Origin of the sequence: Paenibacillus aurantiacus (assembly GCF_042431225.1) — a bacterium.
GTDB lineage: Bacteria > Bacillota > Bacilli > Paenibacillales > Paenibacillaceae > Paenibacillus_Z > Paenibacillus_Z aurantiacus.
On the sequence record NZ_JBHMDO010000015.1, the window covers coordinates 19686 to 41017 of the forward strand.

Here is a 21332-nt window from a genome sequence, read left to right on the forward strand (position 1 = left end):
AATGCAAGCGATTTCAAATCAAGCTATAATTATGACCCATTCTTCTAATCCCCGTTACCTGCTATAACGTTGTTCGCTATGACATCAGCCGCCGAATCGCCATCCCCCCCATTTGGCATTGCAAACCTTCGTTGCACAAACGTTTGCACAAATTGCGACAAATTTCCAGTTGTTTTTATGCCATTTAACGTTTGTTTCCCACGGATGTCGAATCGTTCCACATCCCATTGTACAAACGTTTGCACAAATTCTACCACTATGTTATCACGCGCAAGCTATTGTGTAAACGGTATCATTTTTTTGGGGGGAGTGTTTCTCTCCGCTCGTACGTGGTGGCTCCAGGCGAACTTGCAGTGTGCCTATCTGGGCGGCGAGGCGCATCTCATACCACGGCGGGGCTTGCACGATGACCGAAACGATGCGAGAGCTGCCGAATTCAAAAAAAATAAGCAGCACCCGCTAAAGGTACTGCTTGTCTGATCTACGATAAGCCGAATATAGCATCCAGCACCGGCTTCGTATGGCCGCCCGGGTACATCATATACAGCAAAATGTATACGGCGACACCCGTAATTGCCGTGAAGAACCACATGACCGAGGTTACGCGTCCCCACTTCCGGTGCTTGGCGAATCTTTCCTTGAACCCCAGCACGAGCGTCGAAATCCCGAACACAGCCGCGACGGTGGCCAGCACGATGTGGAAAATTAGAAATACTCGATAATACAGCTCTAAATTGTCCGGTCCGCCCCATTCCGTGTTCCCGACGAAAATCGTCCGCGACGTATACACGATAAAGAATAAGGTAGCGAACACCGCACCGGCAATCATCACTTTCTTGTGCGCATCCAGCTTGCGCTTGATCGCCAGGTTCCACCCGATGGCGACGAGCACGGCGCTGATCACGATGAAGCTCGTACTGATCGTCGGAAATAACGTATAAATCGACACTTGCGCATCCCACCAATTCATTGATCAATCCTGTTGCCTTATTACAGTGGACGAGCCCGCCTGAATGACGGGCTTCAGCCTAGGAATCCAACCGCCAACGCCAACTGATTGCCACCCTTATGTATTCGCTCCGGCTGGTCCCAGTCTGCCGCCGCTCGAATCATCGGTATCGACATCGTCGGCATGCTCGCGTTGGTACCATTGCTTAAACACATAAATCAATATGCCCCCGTACATAAACTCCTGCACGAGCTTCATGATGATGCCGCCCGTCTGTTGATCCTCAAGCTGGCCCATTAGATTGAAGAAAGTCGGACCGCTGAATTGGCTCAACAACGTGGCTGCATCGCCGCCGACGCAATATCCCATGGCATAAGCCCATATTTCAGGGTCATTATACGTCGCGTACATCGGCGCCCCTGCAAAGATGATCAAGGCACACGCCGGAGTCAGCAGCAGCCCATTCGCGAAAATATACGCCATCTTGCGAACATCAGCCAGACGATTCCATTCCGGCACAGGACCCGCGATTTGCCACCACATCATAAATGCCGTGATAAGCAGGACAACGTAATAGACGCGGTGGATGAAGAAATGCGTCATCACATAGTCATGCACGACAGGGAAATGGTAGACCGAGAACAACACGTTAAAGGCCACTAGCGTCAAAATCGGATTCATGAAGAAGCTAAGACGCTTCCAGAATGGAGCTTGAAACATCAGTCGCCACATAAAAGCCGGGACGCCGAGCATGATAATCGGCGGCACAATGAGGTACGACAGCGACATGCTGGCCATGTGGAACGAGAACATCATATGGCCGAGCAAATCGATAGGTCCTCCCTGTGCCAAATAGAACAGGACGGCGCCGATTACAAACCATGTCTTCTGTCCGGCCGTTACCGGCGGTTCATCCGGCCGATGCTGCAATCGCCACGGTCCCGCGATATAGAAATAGAGCAGCACCAGCGCAGCCATAAAGAAGAAGAACATGGGGCTCCACAACTCTTCAAAGCTGAAATACTGTAAGCCTAGCACGCCAGGTTGGACTCCCCTTTCGTAAAACAAGCATTTACGTACGACAAAAGAGGGAGTCGCCTAGACCTCCCTCTCCCTCATTCGATTTTACCACCAAGTCCAATATTCGGCCATAACGACAATTGTCAAAACAACGAACACGCCGGTAAGAATCGCGATTGTCGGATACAAATGTCCACGGTCTTTCATGTGCATCCAGAACGACATCTGGATGAACACTTGAATGACAGCCATAACTAGCAGCATGACATAGACAAATGTCGAGTTAATCTCGCCAGCCGCGACCATCGCAAATGCGATGACCGTCAGCACGACCGAGAAAATAAATGCTACGATATGCTTCTGCGGGCCTTCATGCTTATGGCGTCTGCCATGCTCTTCCGCAGCGGAATGATGATTTGCCATTGATTAGCCCACCTTTCCCATCAGGTACACGACGGTGAAGATGAATACCCATACGACGTCGATAAAGTGCCAGTACATACCGGCAACGTATACTTTCGGCGCGGTAACCACCGTCAGACCTTTCTTGGTCGAAATCTGGATAATCAGCAAGGTAATCCACAGGACACCGAACAATACGTGCGCGCCGTGGAAACCAACGAGCGTGTAGAATGAGGTACTAAATGCGCTTGTCGAGAATTTATGGCCCTCATGCACGTACTCATAAAACTCGTAAATCTCGAGGCCAAGGAAGCCAAGGCCCAGTACAACGGTAATGATCAACCAGTTCAGCATCGCTTTCACATGGTTGCGGTGCATCGCTTGAATCGCGAATACGCTCGTGAGCGACGAAATAAGCAGGATCGCCGTCGCGATTGCAACGGTCGAGAGCTTGAAGAGCTCATCGGCCGTTGGGTTGCCGTCGCCGACTTGATGGCGAAGGGCAAGGAATGCGGAGAAGAGGGTACCGAACAGGACCGTCTCACCGCCAAGGAACAGCCAGAAGCCAAGGACCTTATTGCGGCCTTCCAGCGTCGCCTTCTCCGGCTCATGAGGCAGTTTGCCTTCTACGTGCGATGCGCTCATCCTTTTACCCCCTTGTCATGCAGCTCGTCTGGCTCGATATGGAAGCCATGGTCATCGAACACCGAGCGGAGGAACATACAGAGCAGCGTAATCGCCAGACCCGCGATCGTAACCACATGCCAGTGATACATCAAACCGAAACCTGCAATGAATAGTCCTACCGACATTACGAAAGGAAGAATCGACGGAGACGGCATATGAATCGGCCCAATCGGTTCTGCAGGCGTCATGGCCTTCTTGCCTTCCATTTTCTCTTTCCAGAATGCATCGTAACCGCGTACGAGCGGTGTTTGAGCGAAGTTGTACTCCGGTGCAGGCGAGGAAATCGTCCACTCCAGCGTACGGCCATCTTCCCACGGATCGTTCGCCGCGTCGCGCGGTTTGAATGCCGTGATGATGACGTTGATGATGAAGAACACGGTGCCAAGACCCATCAGCATGGCGCCGATCGTACTGATCAAGTTCAAGTTATTGAAGCCAAGGCCATCCAGGTACTGCCAAACGCGGCGCGGCATACCCATCAGACCAAGGAAATGCTGAACGAAGAATGTCAAGTGGAAGCCAATAAAGAATGTCCAGAAGCAAAGCTTGCCAAGACCTTCATGCAGCATGCGACCAAACATCTTCGGCCACCAGTAGAACAGACCCGAGAAGATACCCAGGATCAGACCGCCTACGATAACGTAGTGGAAGTGGGCAACGACGAAATACGAGTCATGATACTGGAAGTCGGCTGGCGCAGCTGCGAGCATGACGCCCGTTACGCCACCCATGACGAACGTAGGAACGAAGCCTACGGCGAACAAGTTGGCCGTCGTGTAGCGGATCGAACCGCCCCACATCGTGAACAGCCAGTTGAAGATTTTGATACCGGTTGGAACCGCGATCAACATCGTCGCGATCGAGAAGAGCGCGTTCGCTACCGGTCCGAGACCGACGGTGAACATGTGATGCGCCCAAACCATGAAGCCAAGGAAACCGATCAGCACGGTTGCAAACACCATCGAGCTGTAACCGAACAGACGCTTGCGGGAGAACGTACTGATAACCTCGGAAATAACGCCGAAAGCCGGCAAGATGAGAATGTACACCTCAGGGTGACCGAAGATCCAGAAAATATGTTCCCATAGGACCGCATTACCGCCATTGGAAACTTCGAAGAAGTTACCGCTGAATAGTCGGTCGAACATCAAGGCAACCAGACCAACGGTCAGTGCCGGGAAAGCGAACAGGATCAGCGCGGAAGTGATGAACGCCGTCCATGTGAACATCGGCATGCGCATGAAGCTCATGCCTGGCGCACGCATGTTGATGATCGTCGCCAAGAAGTTGATACCGCCGACGAGCGTACCTATACCCGCGATCTGAAGACCGAGCACGTAGTAGTCGACGCCATGGTCGGAGCTAAATGTCGTCGTCGACAGTGGTGCGTACGACGTCCAACCGGCATCCGGCGCTCCGCCCGTAAACCAGCTGACGTTCAGCAGCACGCCGCCGAAGAAGAACGTCCAGAAACCAAGTGCGTTCACGAACGGGAACGCTACGTCGCGCGCGCCGATCTGCAGCGGTACGATCGCATTCATCAGCGCGAACAAGAGCGGCATTGCTGCCAAGAAGATCATCGTCGTGCCGTGCATCGTCAGCAGCTCGTTGTACGTATCGGCGCTGACGAAGTCGTTGAGCGGCTTCCACAATTGAATCCGGATCAGGAGCGCTTCCAGGCCGCCGACCAGGAAGAAGAAGCCGCCGGAGATCAAATATAGAATGCCTATTTTCTTATGGTCAACCGTCGTCAGCCAGTCCATCAGACCGCTGTAACGTTTGACCGCATGTCCATGAGCCAAAGTAGGTACCCCCTTAATCCGCCAGTATTAATATTCAAGCTTCAGATCGGCCAAGTATTTCGAAATCGCATCCAGCTGCTGCTCGGACAGATCGACCTTCGGCATCAACGTGCCCGGTTTAACCGATTGAGGATCTTTGATCCATCTCTTCAGGTTCTCTTCAACCGAGCCTTCGTTAGCGTACTCTGGTTTATCTGTGTTGATCAGAATGCCTGCTACCGATTCGCGGCTGCCGATGCCGGTCAGGTTCGGATACATTTGACCGCCGTTCGCGCCTACCGCATGGCAGGACAGACATTGATTCGTGAGCACATCTGCGATTTCTTGGTCGGCCGGAAGCGCTACCGGAGATTTCTGAGCTGCTACCCACCGTTCGAACGATGCGCGATCCACGACTTTGACTTTGAAGTCCATCAAAGAGTGGGAAGGTCCGCAAAGCTCGGCGCACTTACCAAGATATACGCCTTGTTTCGGTGCTTCGAAGTACATGATATTCACGTTGCCGCCTGGGTTTGTATCTACTTTGCCTGCCAGCGACGGAATCCAGAAGGAGTGAAGCACGTCTGCCGTCTTCGCTTCAATCGAGATGACCGCGTCATCCGGAACGAGCAATTCTTGAGCTGTCTTGATTTGGTATGTAGGATACTCGAACTCCCACCAGTATTGGTGAGCCGTAACTTTGACTTGTACCGCGTTCGGATCTTTGGTGTAGTCTTCTGCAAGGCCGAAAACGGTCTTGATCGTAGGCACACCGAGGATGATCAGCAGGATAATCGGAATGACCGTCCAAATGATCTCTAGCTTATGGTTGCCCTCCACCTGGACCGGAACCGTTTTGTCGCCTGGGCGACGGCGGAATCGAATAATTACGTAGAGCGCGATTGCAAACACGACAATGACAACCAAAATCATGATCGTGATGGACAGTTTCATTAGTCCGAATTGTTCTTCGGCTACCGGTCCTTGCGGTCTTAGTGTCGACAGGTCAGCTCGTCCGCATGCTGACAGCAGCAACACCATTCCGGCAAGAAGCGGCATGAGCCGTTTTAGAACGTGCCACCGATTCATCATCAATCAACCCCACTTTTGACGTTTTCGCTTCGGCCGTGATGGCAAAAAAAAACGACCTACTGCGTGAAATACCTAGCTGTGTAGACAACTTCCGCAATCTAATCACTTTAATTAATATAAAGTTGGAGGTGCTTTTTGTCAATGTGAGTTCACACATTGTTCTCAAAGCTGTCATATTTGCAATTTGACTGTTTTCAAAGGCTTTGCACCCTCGAAAATTCGCCATCTCTATCCTTCATTGTGCTCCAAAACCATGGGTCTTTATGTATCGGTTTGAAGCGCATATTTCGAATGGGCTGGCTCATGATAAGAACAATCCCGAATACGGAAGGAGAAACTGATCATGACCAGGGGATATTTGCGGAGGACGCTCGTGCCTCTGATCGTCCTTGCCGTCGCGTTCGGCCCCGGCGTGAGCGGCTGCGGGTACAAGCGCTACGTGCAGAACAGCACCTACGATTACGGAACGAAGCAGAGGAACGATCCGAAGATGCTGGGCAGCCGGATGTATGGCACGGCTTCCGTCAATCCGCATCAGCATGACAACAATTGGGTCGAATACAGCTCCATCCTCTCCGCCGACGTCTCGAATATAAACGGGGTTGCTGGGGCGTTCGTCTTCCTGACCGACAAGAACGCCTATGTTGGCATGACGCTCGATTGGACGGCGGCCGGCACGAAGAAGACGGGCGGCGCGGGATCGAGGGAACAAGACAATACCGGCTCCAACGAAGGCGTATATAATGTAGATAACGGCAGTCCTTATTGGAATAACCAACGCGTCGCGGGGCCTTACAACTCTTACTTCACGGTCAACGACCACAATCAAATATCGAGCGAACTGAAACAAACGATCGCCGTTCACATCCGGCGAATCGCCCCAACGGTACAAGAGGTGCATATCTCGGCCAACCAGGAGTTCGTTAATCATCTCGTGCAATATGCGCAAGAAGCATGGGCGGGCCGGCCGCTTGCGCCATGGCACGATTCGTTCAACCAGCTGGTGAAGCATCAGTTCGAGGGCGGGAACGAAGTCCCTGCGCCGATCAATGTCCAGAAGCTCCAGCATGCAGGGTCTGCCGATCGTACGATCAACCCACATCCCCAGCATTGAGCCTGGTCTATACCCCTTTACCCAAGACCGCTTCGTACGAAGCGGTCTTATTTATCACCGCATTATCGGGACTTCTTCGACTTTCTTATGTCCGAACACCTCCGTTCTCTACCACGATTCCGCCGGTGTTTTTGTAATTACCAAAAAAATCTCTTCTATTAAATATAGGAACGTACGCGCAAGATGATTGTAAAAAAAAGGGTTGATGCAAACCACGCTTTAGGTTATGATAGCGTTCCGCTGCTTTTACGCATTTCACCACCGCATCCGCAAGGCGCCGGCGCCGTTACCGCCGCGGCCTCAGCATTCGATGAAAGAGGTGGACCATGCTGTTCCTCGTTTTGGCGCGCAAATCCTATTTGCGCAACCTGCAGTATCGTAGTTCCCACATGATTCACAACATCGCCAGCTGCTTATTCGGCCTCATCTATATTTATATCTGGGTAGGTATTGCCGATGACAATTCCCTTGGCGAATACGGCCTAAGCGGCATGATCAGCTATGTTGCGTTCAATCAATGCAGTCTCTGGGTGACCTCATTCCTAACGCACGGCCTCGGTATCGGGCAGTCCGTCCGGACCGGACAGATCGCCACGGATCTCATGCGGCCGGCTCATCTGTTCTACCAATCCATGTGTAAGGAATGGGGCCAGATCGCGTATCAATTCACGTACAAATTCGTTCCGATCTATCTCCTCTATTTCATCGTGTTCCCGCTTCATGTGCCTAGCTCATGGCCTACATTCGCTTGGACGGCCGCCGCGCTTCTGTGTGGCGCTTACATCTCGATCTGCATCAACTACTTGATTGGCGCTGCCGCGCTATGGACGACGGAATCGCATTGGCTGTACTGGGTGAACTTCGCGATCAGTCAGCTGCTATCCGGTTTTCTCATTCCAGTCGATTGGCTGCCAGCTTGGATGCAGTCCGCAAGCGCGGCCTCCTTTTATCCGTTCCTTCATTATATACCGGCGAAATTGTACCTCGGCCACGAACAGGCGCAGGCGCTGATCGGCGCGGTCGGATGGGCGGCTGGGCTTACGTTACTGTGCTTGGCCGTAACCGGATTGATGAGAAGGAAAGTCGAGGTACAGGGCGGATGAGAACATTGCGGGTATACCGATTACTCGTCGCTTCCAGCTTGCGAAGCCGTATGCAATATAAGTTCAACTTCTGGTTCTCCTCCGTCATGTCCGCCTTCATCAGCGTCGTCGAATTCGCCATGCTTGCGGTCATTCTACATAAGTTCGGCCATATTCAAGGCTGGAGCCTGACGGAATCGGGCTATTTGTACGCGGTGCTTCATCTGGCGAGAACGCTGTACCGCACGTTCGCCTCCGATGTGCATCATTTGGAGAAATACCTAGTCAGCGGCGACCTCGACGGCCTGCTGCTCCGTCCCGTTCCCGTCCTGCTCGGCTTAATGACGCTCAATGTCTCCATCCGTCTCGGCGAGCTCGCCCAAGGGGTCGCCATCCTAGTCTGGTCGATGCACGGGCTGCTCGCAAGCGGACAAATCGATTTCTCCGCCATCCCGCTTACCGTCATCGTCATACTCTCGGGCGCGGTACTGATGTTCGGCATTGGCCTTGCAACCGCATCGGTCGGATTCTGGATCACCCGCATCGAAGTGCTGCAGAACATAACCGAAGACGCCGCACGCACAGCCGCGCAGTATCCGCTCACCATTTATCCCAAATGGATGCAGATGCTATTGGCGAGCGCGATCCCGATTGCTTTTGCCAACTACATTCCGTCGCTCTATATTCTTCGGGGAGAAGGCGGCTGGTGGCTCCTCGCGGCATCCGCTATCTTCGCTTTGCTTGTTCTCGCCGCCGGCTTGGCGCTCTGGCGCCTCGGCTTGACCCGTTACCAAAGCACCGGCAGTTAGCGATAGCCCCAAGCCCCATACTCGAGAATCGAGGAGGCACCACATGATTACCGTATCGAACTTAACGAAACAATTCCGGCAGACCGTGCCCAAAGAAGGACGATTCAGCGGCATTCGGACACTGCTGGCTCGGGATTACCGGATCAAGAATGCCGTCACCGACATTTCCTTCTCGATCCCCAAAGGCGAATTCGTCGGCTATATCGGGCCTAACGGCGCAGGCAAATCCACGACGATCAAAATGCTTGCCGGCATCCTCCACCCGACATCCGGTACCGTGCGAATCGACGGATTAAGTCCTCATCGGCAGCGGCGGGCCGTCGCTCGCAAGCTAGGCGTACTCTTCGGACAGCGCACCCAGCTGTGGTGGGATCTGCCGACGGCGGACTCGTTCGACATCCTCGCAGCAATGTACGGATTGGATCCGCAGCGCAAAAAGGATCGTATCGGTCTGTTGACCGAGCTGCTTGAATTGAATGCCTTCATGGCGACGCCGGTCCGTAAGCTCTCGCTCGGCCAGCGCATGCGCGCCGACATTGCCGCCGCGCTGCTGCATGATCCGGAGATTTTGTTCTTCGATGAACCGACGATCGGACTCGACGTGACCGCCAAGAAGAACATTCGGGGGTTTCTGCGGCAAATCAACCGAGAGCTGGGCAAAACGATCCTGCTCACCACCCACGACATGGATGATATCGAGCAGCTGTGCAGCCGCGTGATCGTCATTAATGAAGGCGCATTAAGCTTTGACGGTACAATTCCTGAGCTCCGACACCGGATCGGGCTGCCCACAAGGATGTCGGTCACTTATAAGAGCGAAGTCGTGGCGATTGCAAGCATTCACGACGCCTTGAACATTCATGCCATCGACGGCCGTACCGTCCTTGCGACCTGCAACCGGGAGAAGATGAGCGCGATGGAGGCATTGCGCTTGCTCGAGACTCTTGGCGAAATCGAAGATATTCATATGGAGGAACCGAATTTCGAAGATATCGTACATCATATTTATTAGAAAGAACGCGGAGCTGCCCGGCTGGGTAGCTCCCTTCTTCGTTGGAGGCACATGTTCGACAAGTCGAGCCGTCAGGAGAAAAGTTTCACGTCATGAAGGACGATTCAAGGCAAACAGACGCACGATCGCTCTAGGAGAATCGGGTGATGTTCTGGCACGAACGAGCCCACGATTAATAACAAACATAACCGTAATCTCTCGATGCATGGCCGCAATCGTTGACGGTCATACTGCTCATATGGAGAATGAACCAGGCCGCTAAAAATTTGAGGTTGACATTTTCGCCGAAAACATTTATCTTTAAATTAAGATATTCGACGTAAAGATTCAAAGAGGAGGTGACCATCATGAATGAACGGCCAGATGCGGCATTGGACAGCGCCCTACATTTATTCATCGTCCTGTCCCGGGCGTTCCAGTCGGTAAGCGCCCATGCTGCCGCGGATATCCGAAATCATGGCTTGAATACGACCGAATTCGGCGTGCTCGACGTCCTTTATCATAAAGGTGAAATGCCCCTTCAGCAGATCGGCGAGAAAGTGCTCATGTCCAGCGGGAATATTACCTACGTGGTCGACAAACTCGAGAAGAAGGAATTCGTCCGCCGCAAGTCCAGCCCCTCCGACCGGCGTGTCATTTATGCGGAGATTACCGACAAAGGGCGCGCCTTCCTCGACGAGGTGTTCCCGAAGCACGAACGTGTAATTGAACGAGCGGTAAGCGGACTGTCACATGAAGAACGGCTTCAAGCCGCCGCCCTGCTGAAGAAGCTGGGACGCGCAGCGCAAGAACAACAGCTGCCATAGCCTTACATGGGGCAGCTTTTTAACCGGCTATTATCTTAATTTAAAGAAACTTAAAACAAAAATATGGAGGTTTTCACAATGAACATGGATCTTGGTCTTCTTCTTATTCGTCTGGTAATCGGTATTCTCTTCGTCGGACACGGCGCTCAGAAGCTGTTCGGTTGGTTCGGCGGTTATGGCATTAAAGGCACAGGCGGCTGGCTCGACTCGATCGGTGTGAAACCCGGCGTTCCGATGGCAATTGCAGTCGGTCTGGCGGAGCTCGTCGGCGGCTTGCTCGTTGCAGTCGGCCTGTGGCTCCCGGTCGGAGCAGCGATTCTCATCGTTACGATGATCGGCGCAATCGCAACTGTACACGGCAAGAATGGCCTGTGGTCTACGCAGAACGGGATGGAGTACAATCTCGTGCTCATTGCCGCATTGCTTGGTCTGGCGCTAATCGGCGCTGGCAGCTACTCGGTCTTGTAAGGTATCCTACTCTTAACGAACGATCCGAATTAGGAGGCGATCATGATGCAAACAATGATATACGGGCCCACGATGCAGGCAAAAGGCGCATTCGATCATGGCAAAATTATGGAGCAGAAGCCGATCGGTTTCCCGGGCGAAGGCTCGGTCATCAAAGGAATCGGCCCGCTCTTCTACTGGGCGTGGGCGACGGCCACGGATGAAGGGGCGATTCCGCTTCATCCTCATCAAGGCTTTGAAATTATGACCTATGTGACGAAGGGGCAGGCACAGCACGGCGATACGCTTGGCACGCAGAGCACGGTCGGCGCCGGCGGCGCGCAGGTCATGCAGACCGGTTCCGGCGTTAGCCACGAGGAGCGTTTCCTCGGTCCGGATATGGAGGCTTTCCAAATCTGGTTCGAGCCGCATATGCGTCCTGCGCTCCTGCGCGAGCCAACGTATTCCCAGATCGAGCATGAACAGTTCCCGCTCGAGGAGGGCGATGGCTACACGAGAAAAACAGTGCTCGGCGATGGTTCGCCGATCGAGCTCGTCGCTGATGCGCGCATGTGGGACGTCGAGGTGCAACCAGGCCGTACGATCCGTCATACCGTGCCGAAAGACCGGACGCTCGCGACGCTGGCGATCCGCGGCGGAGGCCTGGTCGCCATTACCGACGAATCGAGAGCGCCGTCCGCCTTCGCGCACCGCGATTTCCTCGTCCAGCGCGCCGAACAGACGCATGAGGCGGCATTCACGGCCGGCGCGGATGAGCCGCTTCGTCTACTTCTGATCGAGGTGCCCTCCAAGGTCGACTATCCGCTCTACCCGAAACGGTGACCGTGATCGGCACATGCACTACGCGATCGCCATGAATAAAAAAAGGAAAGGCCGTCCCCCAACCAAATCGATGGGGAATGGCCTTTTTCGCGCGGCGACGGCTGGTTGGGCACAATCCGTCTTTTTATCCGATGGCTTGCAGCTTTCCCTCCGTTCGCCGACTGGCCATAATAGCATTCGAAGCACGAATCGCGCTCCCCGCCGCGGCGTCCGCGAGCAGCTCGTCATCGTGGCTGGCCCAATCTCCAGCAACGAACAGTCCGTCTACCTCTGGCACGAACGGACCCACATTCATCTCGGAACGGAGTGTATGCATATAATCGTGGACGACCGTAATTCGAGGCAAGTACTGCCTGGCCAACAGCTCCTTACGCCATCCCGGCTGGGCAAGGTCCATGAATCCTTCCAGCTGCCGTTCGTCCGCTTTCGGATCATTCGGTTCCAGGCCATGGTATTTGGTCACGTGCACGACGACAGATCCGTCATCGGTCAGCTTCGCCGAGGCCGAATGGTTCGAGAAGAATACCGGCTGATCGATGCCAAGCACGAAAGGCCGTCCGGGCACCGGCAGCTTGCGCAGGCACAAGTCCAAGCTGGCCACCGCCGTAGCCCGCGCTTCCTCCTTCCACCGGCGGAGCGCAGTCTGCTCCGCCCCGGGTACCAGCCGGACACATTCCGACGGCGACACCGCCATGATCACCCGGTCCGCATCCAGCAGCGTCCCATCCTGCAGCCGCACGCCGATGACATTCTCCCCATCGGCGCCTCGCACGACTTCCGCGATCGGCTGACCGGTGCGCAGGTCCGCCCCCGCTCGTACCGCCGCCGCTGCCACCCCGTCTATGATACGCTGCCAGCCGCCGTCCACATAAAGCAATCCATCCTTGAACGAGCGCAGCAGCGTCCGGACGACCGGCCGCGCCAGCTGATGATCCGGGTCCAGCGTATACGAAGCCGTCCGCAGCAAGGCGTACAGAATATGCCGGGCCGAAGGATCGCCTGTCATCCGTTCGGCATATTCCCGCAGCGTCATCCGCGCATCCGGCATCGAGGATTGCCGTCCCATTTTGAACAGAATCCCGGCCAAGCTCGCCTTCCCTGACAGCGTCAAGCAGCTGCCCGACGCCAGCAGCTTCGGCAGCGTGACGAGCCGCCCGCCCCACATTAGCTGCGCGCGATTCGAAGGCGGCGCCGCCCCTGTCACTTGGACACCCATGCCGGTCAACTCCCGGTCGAACGCGCCGCCTTTGTAGTACGCATGTCCGCCGAGGTTCATCCATGCATCCCCTTTTCGCACCGACATGCCTCTGCCGCCCAGCGTGGCCGACTTCTCCAGCAGGACGACCGACTCGCCCGCCTTCGCCAAACGTCCTGCCGCTATCAATCCCGCTAATCCTCCGCCAATGACGACCGTCTTTCTCGTTTGACCTTCCGCTGCTTTCATCTTCATCCATCCTTTCGTTATCGCCCGCGCAAGGTGACGCCACACCGCCTTCCTTGGCGACGGAATGGAATGCACCCATCTCGAAGAGCACCCTTTCATCCGGGTCCCTCATCGCGGCTTTTGCTAACAAGACGGTTGACGCATACGGGTTTGTGACACGGTGGCTTACTAATTTATCGCGCCTCATCCGAATCAGGGTATCCGAAGTGGTCATGATCATGAGGTCCCCTTCGTTCTGTACGACTTTAAACGCGACGATAGCTCCGCTCTTCTTCGGTGACGTTAAGTGTCTAGATGCCCTTACCGGCTCCTCGACTCGAACAACAGGCGTGCATCCGGAGGGTAGAGGTCAGCGGCAATGGGATGAATCGCGCACAAAAGAGCCCCTTCGCGCTAGGCGATGGGGCGAATCCGATCGGCTTCCAGCCGCGCCAATTTGTCCGGGTTCACGACGTAGAACAGATTGACGATTCTGTCGTCACGCACCTCAAAAGACAAGACGCCGTGCGGGCTGCCGTTCTTGAATGTCACGATGGCGCTGAGTCCGTTCACTTCTGCGAAAGCAAAGCTGTATGCGCCTTCCGCTTTGGCCAGAATGCCCAGGAAGAAGCGAATAATCCGGTCTGCGCCGAGAATCGGCTTCGTCGCGGCAAGAATTCGGCCCCCGCCATCGTTGCGCATAACGGCATCCGCGGCAAGCACCTCGAGCAGCTTCGGCACGCTTCCGCTCTGCATCGCTTCCGCGAACCGAAGCACCAGCTCGGTCGTCTTCCCTTGCAGCGCAGGCGTGGCAAGCGGCGCTTCGCCGATACTTCGTTTGGCGCGGCGGAAAATTTGACGGCAGTTGACGCTGCTCTTGCCGACGATCTCCGCAATCTCGTCGTAGTCGAAATCCAGCACCTCCCGCAGCAGGAACACCGCCCGCTCCGTCCACGTCAGCTGCTGCAGCAGCAGCAAATAAGCGGTGGACAGCGACTCTTTGTGCACATATCGGCTCAGCGGGTCGCCCTCCATGCCTCCGCCTTCATCCGTAATGACCGGCTCCGGCAGCCACGGGCCGATATAGGTCTCCCGCTTGCTGACGCTGCCGCGCAGCTTATCGATACAGCGATTGGCCACCATTTTGCACAAATACGACTTGGCGCTGCGGACGTTCTCCTCCGGCACTTGGGCGAACGCGATGAACGTATCCTGCACGATATCCTCTGCATCCGCCGCGCTCCCGAGCATCCGGTAAGCCAGCCCGACGAGCATGCCCCGATGCTCGCGGTACAATAGTTCGGTCTCCATCTCCACCCCACGCTCCGATCCTCAATATTCTCTTACCCTTAAGACGAACGCCGGCGCATGATTGTGACAACGCTGCAGCGCCAAATGAAAAAAAGCACATCCTCCTCGTCAACCGAGTCATGATGTGCTCGTCCTGCTGCATAATCCATTATTGCGCCGTCCATGCGGTGCTTCGATCCGTCCGGCTGACGGTCACCTGCTTGCCAGCCTTCGTCAACCGGTCCACGGTCTTCGCCAGCGCAAGCTCGGCCGTATGATCCCATACCTTCGTGCCGGTCAGGTCAATGTGCACCTCTTCCGCTTCGCACGCATGCTCAATGCGCGTCTCCAATTCGGCAGCGGACGCGAAGAACAGCTGCCCTTGAATCCGGTACGTTCGCTTCTTCCCTTCCCACTCGCTGCCAATCTGCATCCGCGAGGCGTTCACGGCGAACAGGATGAAGCTGATGAGCACGCCGACGAGGACGCCGATCGCAAGATCATGCGTGACCACGACGGCGCCCACCGTAATCAGCATGACGATCGTCTCGCTGGCTGGCACCTCGTTCATCTTGAAGATCGACTTCCAGTCGAAAATCGAAATGCACACCATCAGCATAATGCCGACGAGCGCCGCCATCGGCACCATTGCCAGCACATCGCCGAGCACAAGCACGAGCAGCAGCAGGAAGAGCGCCGCTACGAGCGTGGACAATCGGTTGCGGCCGCCCATCTTCACGTTCAGCACCGACTCGGCTACGAGCGCGCAGCCGGCCATGCCGCCGAAGAAGCCCGCGACGAAGTTCGCGATCCCCTGCCCGCGCATCTCGCGGTTCTTGTCCGTCCGTTCGCCCGTCATCTCGTCCAACAAGTTATGCGTAAGCAGCGTCTCGGTAAATCCGACGATGGCCAGTGAGAACGACGTCGGCAGAATAATCATCAGCGTCTCCCAATTAAGCGGCACATCCGGGAACAAGAAGGCCGGCAGCGACGCGTCGATCTCGCCGATGCGCGCCACGCCGTCCATGCCGCTCGCCCACACCGCGAACGTCAGCAGCACGACCGCCACCAGCGGCGACGGGATCGCCTTGAAATATCGCGGCAAAATGTAAATAATCGCGAGCGCGGCCGCAGCCAGGGCGTACATTGTCCAAGACGCGCCCTTGAAATAGCGCAGCTGCGACATGAAAATCAGAATCGCCAGCGCGTTCACGAAACCAATCAACACGCCCTGCGGCACGAAGTTCATCAGCTTCCCAAGCTTGAAGACGCCCATCAAATATTGGATGACACCCGTCAGCACCGTCGCCGCGAACAAATACTGGATGCCGTGCTCTTCCACCAGCGTCAGCATAAGCACCGACATCGAGCCCGCTGCCGCCGAGATCATCCCGGGTCTTCCGCCCAGGAACGTAATGAGAATTAGAATGCAAATCGTCGCGTAGATGCCGACCTGCGGCGGCACGCCCGCCATGAACGAAAACGCGAGCGAGTCGGGGATGAGCGCAAGCGTGGCGGTCATCCCCGCCAGCACATTGCCCTTCACATCCGTCGTCCACTGCTCGCGCCATGAAGTTGCCGTTAAAGCCATAGTCCACCTCGTCCTTTAAAGGAGATCCCCTACCATACCGTCCCAGCCGGGGATGATTCGCTTCGGATATAATACCCTCTTGAGGTTGACGTGGTCAAGCCTTATATGAAGTTGCTTAATAAAGGTAACTGGTGACCTGCAACAGAATGCCCGTAATCCTATAATTGCCGATCTGGTGACCGAATTAATGCGCCGCAACCGCGTTCGCCTGGCGGTAAGCTTCGCGCTTTGCCTCGCGGTCGCTTTCTTTCAGCTTCGGACACGAGTAGCAGTATTCCTTCGATCCCGTCTTATAGTACATACAGCAAACGTTCTTCATTCGCATCTGCTTGTCGCAGTCCCGCAAATCTTGAATGTACCGCGGCTTCGCCGTGAACGGGTTCTTCGCACGATCCAGCAGTGCCGGGTCCAGCTGCTTGAGCAGCTCGTAATCTTCGGATAGCCGGGTCTTCGCCGCTTCGTCTTCCAGCGTGCTGAGCAGATAATCCACATAGTAATTCGAGTACGTCGGCATTTGGCCCCACAGGTGGCCGATGTTGATGCCGGAGGCCGTCTCGATCGAGCGGAAGATCGGTAGAATCGTCTCGTTGTAGAATTCGCCAAGCGAAGCCGTCACCCATGCGCTGCGCTGCTCTTCATCCAAGGGGGCCGCCGCGCAATCCGTACCGATGACGAACGAGATTTTGAAATACGTGCCCATGGAGATGAGTTGGAGCGTCACTTGATCGATCGAGGCCGGCAGTCGGCGATTCCAGAGCGACAACGCCGCTTGATAGCCTTGGGCAAAGCTGCCGAACGTGCTGCCGAAAATCGCGCCTACTGTATCGAGCCCTTCCGCCTTCAGCAGCGGCACGTATGTGTCCAGCACTTGGCGTACGACCTCGGGACGAAGCAAATCCGCCGCAGGCACCGTGATCAGCGCCTGTTCCTGCAAGCTCGTGCGTATGCCGAACGTCTGCTCCAGCTTGCCGTAATCGATCGTGTTCTCCATCCCTCACGTGCCTCCTTGGTTCCCGACCGGTTCTTGGTCAATATCTTTGATTCTATCTTCAATGGCTCATTTATTTGTATGATCGCGTTAGGCCACTCCTGTATCCACCGCAGCCTACGCATTAAGGTATATCGGGTATCGGGAATGAAGTCCCGTCGTTACTGATTCTCATTCTCAATACATTATAGCCGATTACTTCATTGAGAACCAGACTCATTTGCAAAAAAATAAAGACGCTTCCTCCGATTCGCAAAATCGGAAAAAGCGTCTACAGGCGGAAGCGGCCAAAGCCGGTTCACGAGAATGGCAAGTCAGGTCTAGAAACGGAAATCGTCGTCGGTCAGCGGCTCCACGTGGATCGTGCGTACATAGCCGTTGCCTTTCTTCGAGAAGAAGTCATGCTGCTTCGTGCGCGTGCTAATGCCGTTGAACACGATCGGGTTGACGTCCTCTTCCGGGAAGAGCGGATCGAGGCCGAGGTTCATGAGCGCCTTGTTCGCGTTGTAGCGCACGAACTTCTTCACTTCCTCGGTCAAGCCGACGGTGCCGTAGAGCGACTCCGTGTACTTCTCTTCGTTCGCATGCAGCAGCTGCAGCAAGCCATGGAACGTCTCGAGCGCTTCGCGCTGCTCTTCCGCATCCAGCTTCGCGAATACTTCCTGCGCCAGCACGCCGACGTACAGGCCGTGGATGCTCTCGTCGCGCAGGATGAGGTCGATGATTTCGCCGCTGCTCGTCATTTTGCCTTGGCCGGCCAGATAGAGCGGGTAGAAGAAGCCGCTGTAGAACAGGTAGCTCTCCAGCAGCACGGATGCCGCCATCGCCAGATAGAGGCTCTTCGGCGAGTCGATGTCCTTGTAATACTGGGAAATGGTCTCCGCTTTGAGCTGCAGATGTTCATTGTTCTCAACCCAGCGGAATACGCCGTCGATCTCTTCCGTGGACGCCAGCGTCGTGAAGATGCTGGAGTACGACTTCGCGTGGATTTGCTCCATCATGCCCATGAAACCGAGCACCGCTTTGCGCTGCAGACCGTCGACATGCTCGAGAATCTTCGGCATGCCTACGCCGCCTTGAACGGTGTCGAGCAGCGTCAGGCCGCCCAGCACCTTCATGTACAGCTCGCGCTCCGCGTCGTTCAGCGTCAACCACGACATCTTGTCGTCGGAGAGCGGAATTTCCTCATCGGTCCAGAATTGCATAATATTCTGATTCCAGAACGTGATCGTGAAATCATCGTCCGGTCGGTTCCAATTGACAGCTCTCATGCTCATGCGTGTGTTTCCCCTTCCCATCGGTAAAACTGCGCGGTTTACACCGCGCAGCTGATGCACTCTTCCACCGAAAGGCGGTTCGTGCGCGTATAGTAGAGCGACTTCAGCCCTTTGCTTGCCGCGTAGATATAGTAACGGGCCAGTTGGCGCGTCGTCACGTCGCTGTTGACGTGGAGCACCGTGGAGATGCCTTGGTCGACGTGCGGTTGGATCTCCGCAATCAGGTCCAGCACCTTCAGCTGGTCCATCTGATAAGCCGACTTATAGAAGAAGAAATTCTCCTTGTTCATGAACGGCATTGGATAATACGTCGTGGAGTTCGCGTACGTACGCGTCTCGATCTGCTCGACGATCGGCATGACGCTGCTCGTCGCGTTCTGGATGTACGAGATGCTCTGCGTCGGCGCGATCGCCATTCGGTACGCATGGTACAGGCCGTGCTGCTTCACTTGTTCGCGCAGCGCCGCCCATTGCTCGGGACCTGGCACATCCATGCCGTCGAACAGCCCTTTGACCTTCTCGCTCGTCGGACGGTAATCCGTTGCCACGTAGCGGTCGAAGTATACGCCGCTCGCATAGTCGGACTTCTCGAAACCTTCGAACGTCATGCCCGCGTCGCGCGCAATCTCCATGCTTTTCTCGATGGAGTAGAAGTTCATCATCATGAAGAACGTGCGGGCGAACTCCTTCGCGTCCTCGCTCTCATACGCGATCTTATTCTTCGCGAGGTAGCCGTGCAGGTTCATCGCGCCAAGACCGACCGAGTGCAGCTCGCGGTTCGCTTTGGCCACGCCCGGCGCGTTCGCGATCGTCGTCATGTCGCTGACGGCCGTCAGCGCGACCATGCCTTCGTATACCGATTCACGCAGCTTCTTGTGCTCCATGACGTTGGCGATGTTCAGCGAAGCCAGGTTGCAGCTGATGTCGCGCTGGATGATATCCTCGGTGCCGTAGTCGCCGATCTCCGACGTCTCTTGCAGCTGGAAGATCTCCGTGCACAGGTTGGACATCTTAATCTGTCCGATTCCCGAGAGCGCGTGCGCCGCGTTGGCATTCGTCTTGTTCATAATATATGGGTAGCCCGATTCGAGCTGGATAGTCGCAATCTTCACGAGCATGTCGCGCGCGCTCATGACGGCTTTCTTCTTGACGCGATCGTCCGCGAGCAGCGTATCGTACATCTCGTCCATGTTCAGGTCGTCCAAATGCTTGCCGTACGCCTTATACACCGTATATGGGGCGAATACGTGCAGCATCTCGTTGGCTTCCGCCAGCTTGTAGAAGCGGTTCGGCACGATCAGGCCGATCGACAGCGTCTTGATGCGGGACTTCTCGTCCGCATTGATCTTCTTGCTGTCCAGGAACTCCATGACGTCCCAGCCGAAAATGTTGTAGTATGCCGCGCCGGAGCCTTTGCGCTGGCCCATTTGGTCCGCGTAGGAGAACGCGTCCTCCATCAGCTTCAGCACCGGCATGATGCCTTTGGCCGCGCCTTCGACGCCTTTGATGGATTCGCCGCGCCCGCGCAGCTTGGACAAGTTAACCGCTACGCCGCCGCCGATCTTGGACAGCTGCATGCATGTCGCCAACACATAGTTGATCGAGTTGAGCGAGTCGTCGGCTTCCAGCAGGAAGCAGGACACCATCTCGCCGCGGCGGCTCTTGCCCGCGTTCAGGAACGTCGGAGTCGCCGGCTGCAGCCGCTGCTCCATCATGGAAGCCGCAAGCGTACGCGCCGTGGCGCCGCTCCCGCGTCCCAGATGCAGGGCGACGATCGCCACGCGGTCCGGATAATGCTCGAGGTATAGCGAGTGGTCGTTGCTCTTCACGGCGTAATCCGTGTAGAACTTCGAAGCGGCCATATACGACGGGAATCGGAAATTGTAGCCGTGCGTGATCCGGTATACGTCCTCGACTTCCTCGGTCGTATACTTCTCGTACAGATCCTCGTAATAGTCGTTATCAATCATATACCGGACCTTGTCAGCCGTGCTCGTGAACACCACGCTCTTCCGGTATACCTCTTCCATAAACGCCTCTACGGCTTCCTGATCGCGCTCCAGCTGGAAAAATCCGTCCGCATCGCGCTGCATGAGCAAATTGTTCAATTCAATATGCTTCAACTGCCCGCACCCCCTGTTCAAATCGCTCAACATCTCTCGCCGTGCCGGCGAGTTCGAATTTATGCAAGACCGGAACTCCGTACATACGAGATATAGTGTCCGCGCTCTTGGCGAACCCTTCTCCCCAATTCCGGTTCCCGCTTGCGCAAACGCCCTTCAATCGCTCATGATTCCTGCGCAGGAAAGCTTGCACCCGGTCAGGCACTTGCCCGAACCCGGTCGTATAGGTGATCAGCACGAAAGGCTCTTCCACCGTCATCGTTTCATCGATCTGAACCGAGCGGGCCTGGACCTTTTCGACAAATCTTCGTACGTTCCCTGTACGCGAATCATAAGCGATTAACATGGCCATTTTCTCTCCTTATACACAGATACTACGAAACTCGTTCGTAAGTATGCTATACACAGTCTGCCTCGACTTCAACCATATGTAGTCGGCCGAAACTAAATCTATATCAATATATAGTGTTTGTCAATCGTTCTCCCCCTCTGATTCTCGCAATGATACTCAACATCCCAGCAACCGCGCCACTTTGCTAGATTCGAAAAATTTTTCGACAAAAAAAGCGCCGTTTCGTAGCAATCGGCGGTAAGCC

At 55.3% G+C, this 21332-nt stretch carries 20 protein-coding genes; 7 read left to right on the plus strand and 13 right to left on the minus strand.

What is annotated here, in order from left to right; genetic code table 11:
- Positions 1-481: 481 nt before the first annotated feature.
- The 6 genes from ACFFSY_RS06950 to coxB form a co-directional block, all read right to left on the minus strand.
- Complete coding sequence (locus ACFFSY_RS06950) at positions 482-970, minus strand: DUF420 domain-containing protein (protein ID WP_377491944.1); 489 nt, start codon at positions 968-970, stop codon at positions 482-484.
- Between the two features lie 96 nt (positions 971-1066).
- Positions 1067-1987: a cytochrome c oxidase assembly factor CtaG gene (ctaG, locus tag ACFFSY_RS06955; RefSeq protein ID WP_377491947.1), complete on the minus strand. Its 921-nt coding sequence runs from the start codon at positions 1985-1987 to the stop codon at positions 1067-1069.
- Between the two features lie 87 nt (positions 1988-2074).
- On the minus strand, positions 2075-2392 hold the full coding sequence (locus ACFFSY_RS06960) for a cytochrome C oxidase subunit IV family protein (RefSeq protein ID WP_377491950.1): 318 nt from the start codon (positions 2390-2392) through the stop codon (positions 2075-2077).
- Between the two features lie 3 nt (positions 2393-2395).
- Positions 2396-3016, minus strand: a complete 621-nt coding sequence (locus ACFFSY_RS06965) for a cytochrome (ubi)quinol oxidase subunit III (RefSeq protein WP_377491953.1) — start codon at positions 3014-3016, stop codon at positions 2396-2398.
- Positions 3013-4821, minus strand: a complete 1809-nt coding sequence (gene ctaD / locus ACFFSY_RS06970) for a cytochrome c oxidase subunit I (RefSeq protein ID WP_377492821.1) — start codon at positions 4819-4821, stop codon at positions 3013-3015. The genes ACFFSY_RS06965 and ctaD overlap by 4 nt, the downstream gene beginning before the upstream one ends.
- Positions 4822-4887: 66 nt before the next feature.
- Complete coding sequence (coxB, locus tag ACFFSY_RS06975) at positions 4888-5931, minus strand: cytochrome c oxidase subunit II (protein WP_377491956.1); 1044 nt, start codon at positions 5929-5931, stop codon at positions 4888-4890.
- A gap of 343 nt (positions 5932-6274) precedes the next feature.
- Here coxB and ACFFSY_RS06980 point away from each other — a divergent pair, with 343 nt between their 5' ends.
- From ACFFSY_RS06980 to ACFFSY_RS07010, 7 genes are all read left to right on the plus strand, one after another.
- Positions 6275-7045 (plus strand): hypothetical protein, encoded by a 771-nt coding sequence (locus tag ACFFSY_RS06980; protein ID WP_377491959.1) that lies wholly within the window; start codon positions 6275-6277, stop codon positions 7043-7045.
- Positions 7046-7371: 326 nt separating this feature from the next.
- Positions 7372-8148: an ABC transporter permease gene (locus ACFFSY_RS06985; protein WP_377491962.1), complete on the plus strand. Its 777-nt coding sequence runs from the start codon at positions 7372-7374 to the stop codon at positions 8146-8148.
- The gene (locus tag ACFFSY_RS06990) at positions 8145-8936 is read left to right on the plus strand and encodes an ABC transporter permease (protein WP_377491965.1); all 792 of its coding nucleotides are present in this window, start codon (positions 8145-8147) and stop codon (positions 8934-8936) included. The genes ACFFSY_RS06985 and ACFFSY_RS06990 overlap by 4 nt, the downstream gene beginning before the upstream one ends.
- Positions 8937-8979: 43 nt before the next feature.
- A complete protein-coding gene (locus tag ACFFSY_RS06995) occupies positions 8980-9948 on the plus strand; it encodes an ABC transporter ATP-binding protein (RefSeq protein WP_377491968.1) in 969 nt (322 codons plus the stop codon).
- A gap of 347 nt (positions 9949-10295) precedes the next feature.
- A complete protein-coding gene (locus ACFFSY_RS07000) occupies positions 10296-10754 on the plus strand; it encodes a MarR family winged helix-turn-helix transcriptional regulator (protein ID WP_377491971.1) in 459 nt (152 codons plus the stop codon).
- A gap of 78 nt (positions 10755-10832) precedes the next feature.
- Entirely contained in the window at positions 10833-11222 is a 390-nt protein-coding gene (locus ACFFSY_RS07005; RefSeq protein ID WP_377491974.1) for a DoxX family protein, read from the plus strand.
- A gap of 45 nt (positions 11223-11267) precedes the next feature.
- Complete coding sequence (locus tag ACFFSY_RS07010) at positions 11268-12044, plus strand: pirin family protein (protein WP_377492823.1); 777 nt, start codon at positions 11268-11270, stop codon at positions 12042-12044.
- Positions 12045-12168: 124 nt separating this feature from the next.
- Here ACFFSY_RS07010 and ACFFSY_RS07015 read toward each other — a convergent pair whose 3' ends face one another.
- From ACFFSY_RS07015 to nrdI, 7 genes are all read right to left on the minus strand, one after another.
- Complete coding sequence (locus ACFFSY_RS07015; protein ID WP_377491977.1) at positions 12169-13488, minus strand: phytoene desaturase family protein; 1320 nt, start codon at positions 13486-13488, stop codon at positions 12169-12171.
- Positions 13489-13881: 393 nt separating this feature from the next.
- Positions 13882-14778, minus strand: a complete 897-nt coding sequence (locus ACFFSY_RS07020; RefSeq protein ID WP_377491980.1) for an RNA polymerase sigma-70 factor — start codon at positions 14776-14778, stop codon at positions 13882-13884.
- A 148-nt stretch (positions 14779-14926) separates the two neighbouring features.
- Entirely contained in the window at positions 14927-16348 is a 1422-nt protein-coding gene (locus tag ACFFSY_RS07025; protein WP_377491983.1) for a SulP family inorganic anion transporter, read from the minus strand.
- 184 nt (positions 16349-16532) lie between these two features.
- Positions 16533-17339 (minus strand): hypothetical protein, encoded by an 807-nt coding sequence (locus ACFFSY_RS07030; protein WP_377491986.1) that lies wholly within the window; start codon positions 17337-17339, stop codon positions 16533-16535.
- 317 nt (positions 17340-17656) lie between these two features.
- On the minus strand, positions 17657-18607 hold the full coding sequence (nrdF, locus tag ACFFSY_RS07035; protein ID WP_377492825.1) for a class 1b ribonucleoside-diphosphate reductase subunit beta: 951 nt from the start codon (positions 18605-18607) through the stop codon (positions 17657-17659).
- Positions 18608-18651: 44 nt separating this feature from the next.
- Positions 18652-20736: a class 1b ribonucleoside-diphosphate reductase subunit alpha gene (gene nrdE / locus ACFFSY_RS07040; protein WP_377491988.1), complete on the minus strand. Its 2085-nt coding sequence runs from the start codon at positions 20734-20736 to the stop codon at positions 18652-18654.
- Positions 20723-21082, minus strand: coding sequence for a class Ib ribonucleoside-diphosphate reductase assembly flavoprotein NrdI (gene nrdI, locus ACFFSY_RS07045; protein WP_377491991.1), 360 nt, complete (start codon positions 21080-21082; stop codon positions 20723-20725). Before nrdI ends, nrdE begins: the two co-directional genes overlap by 14 nt.
- Positions 21083-21332: the final 250 nt, after the last annotated feature.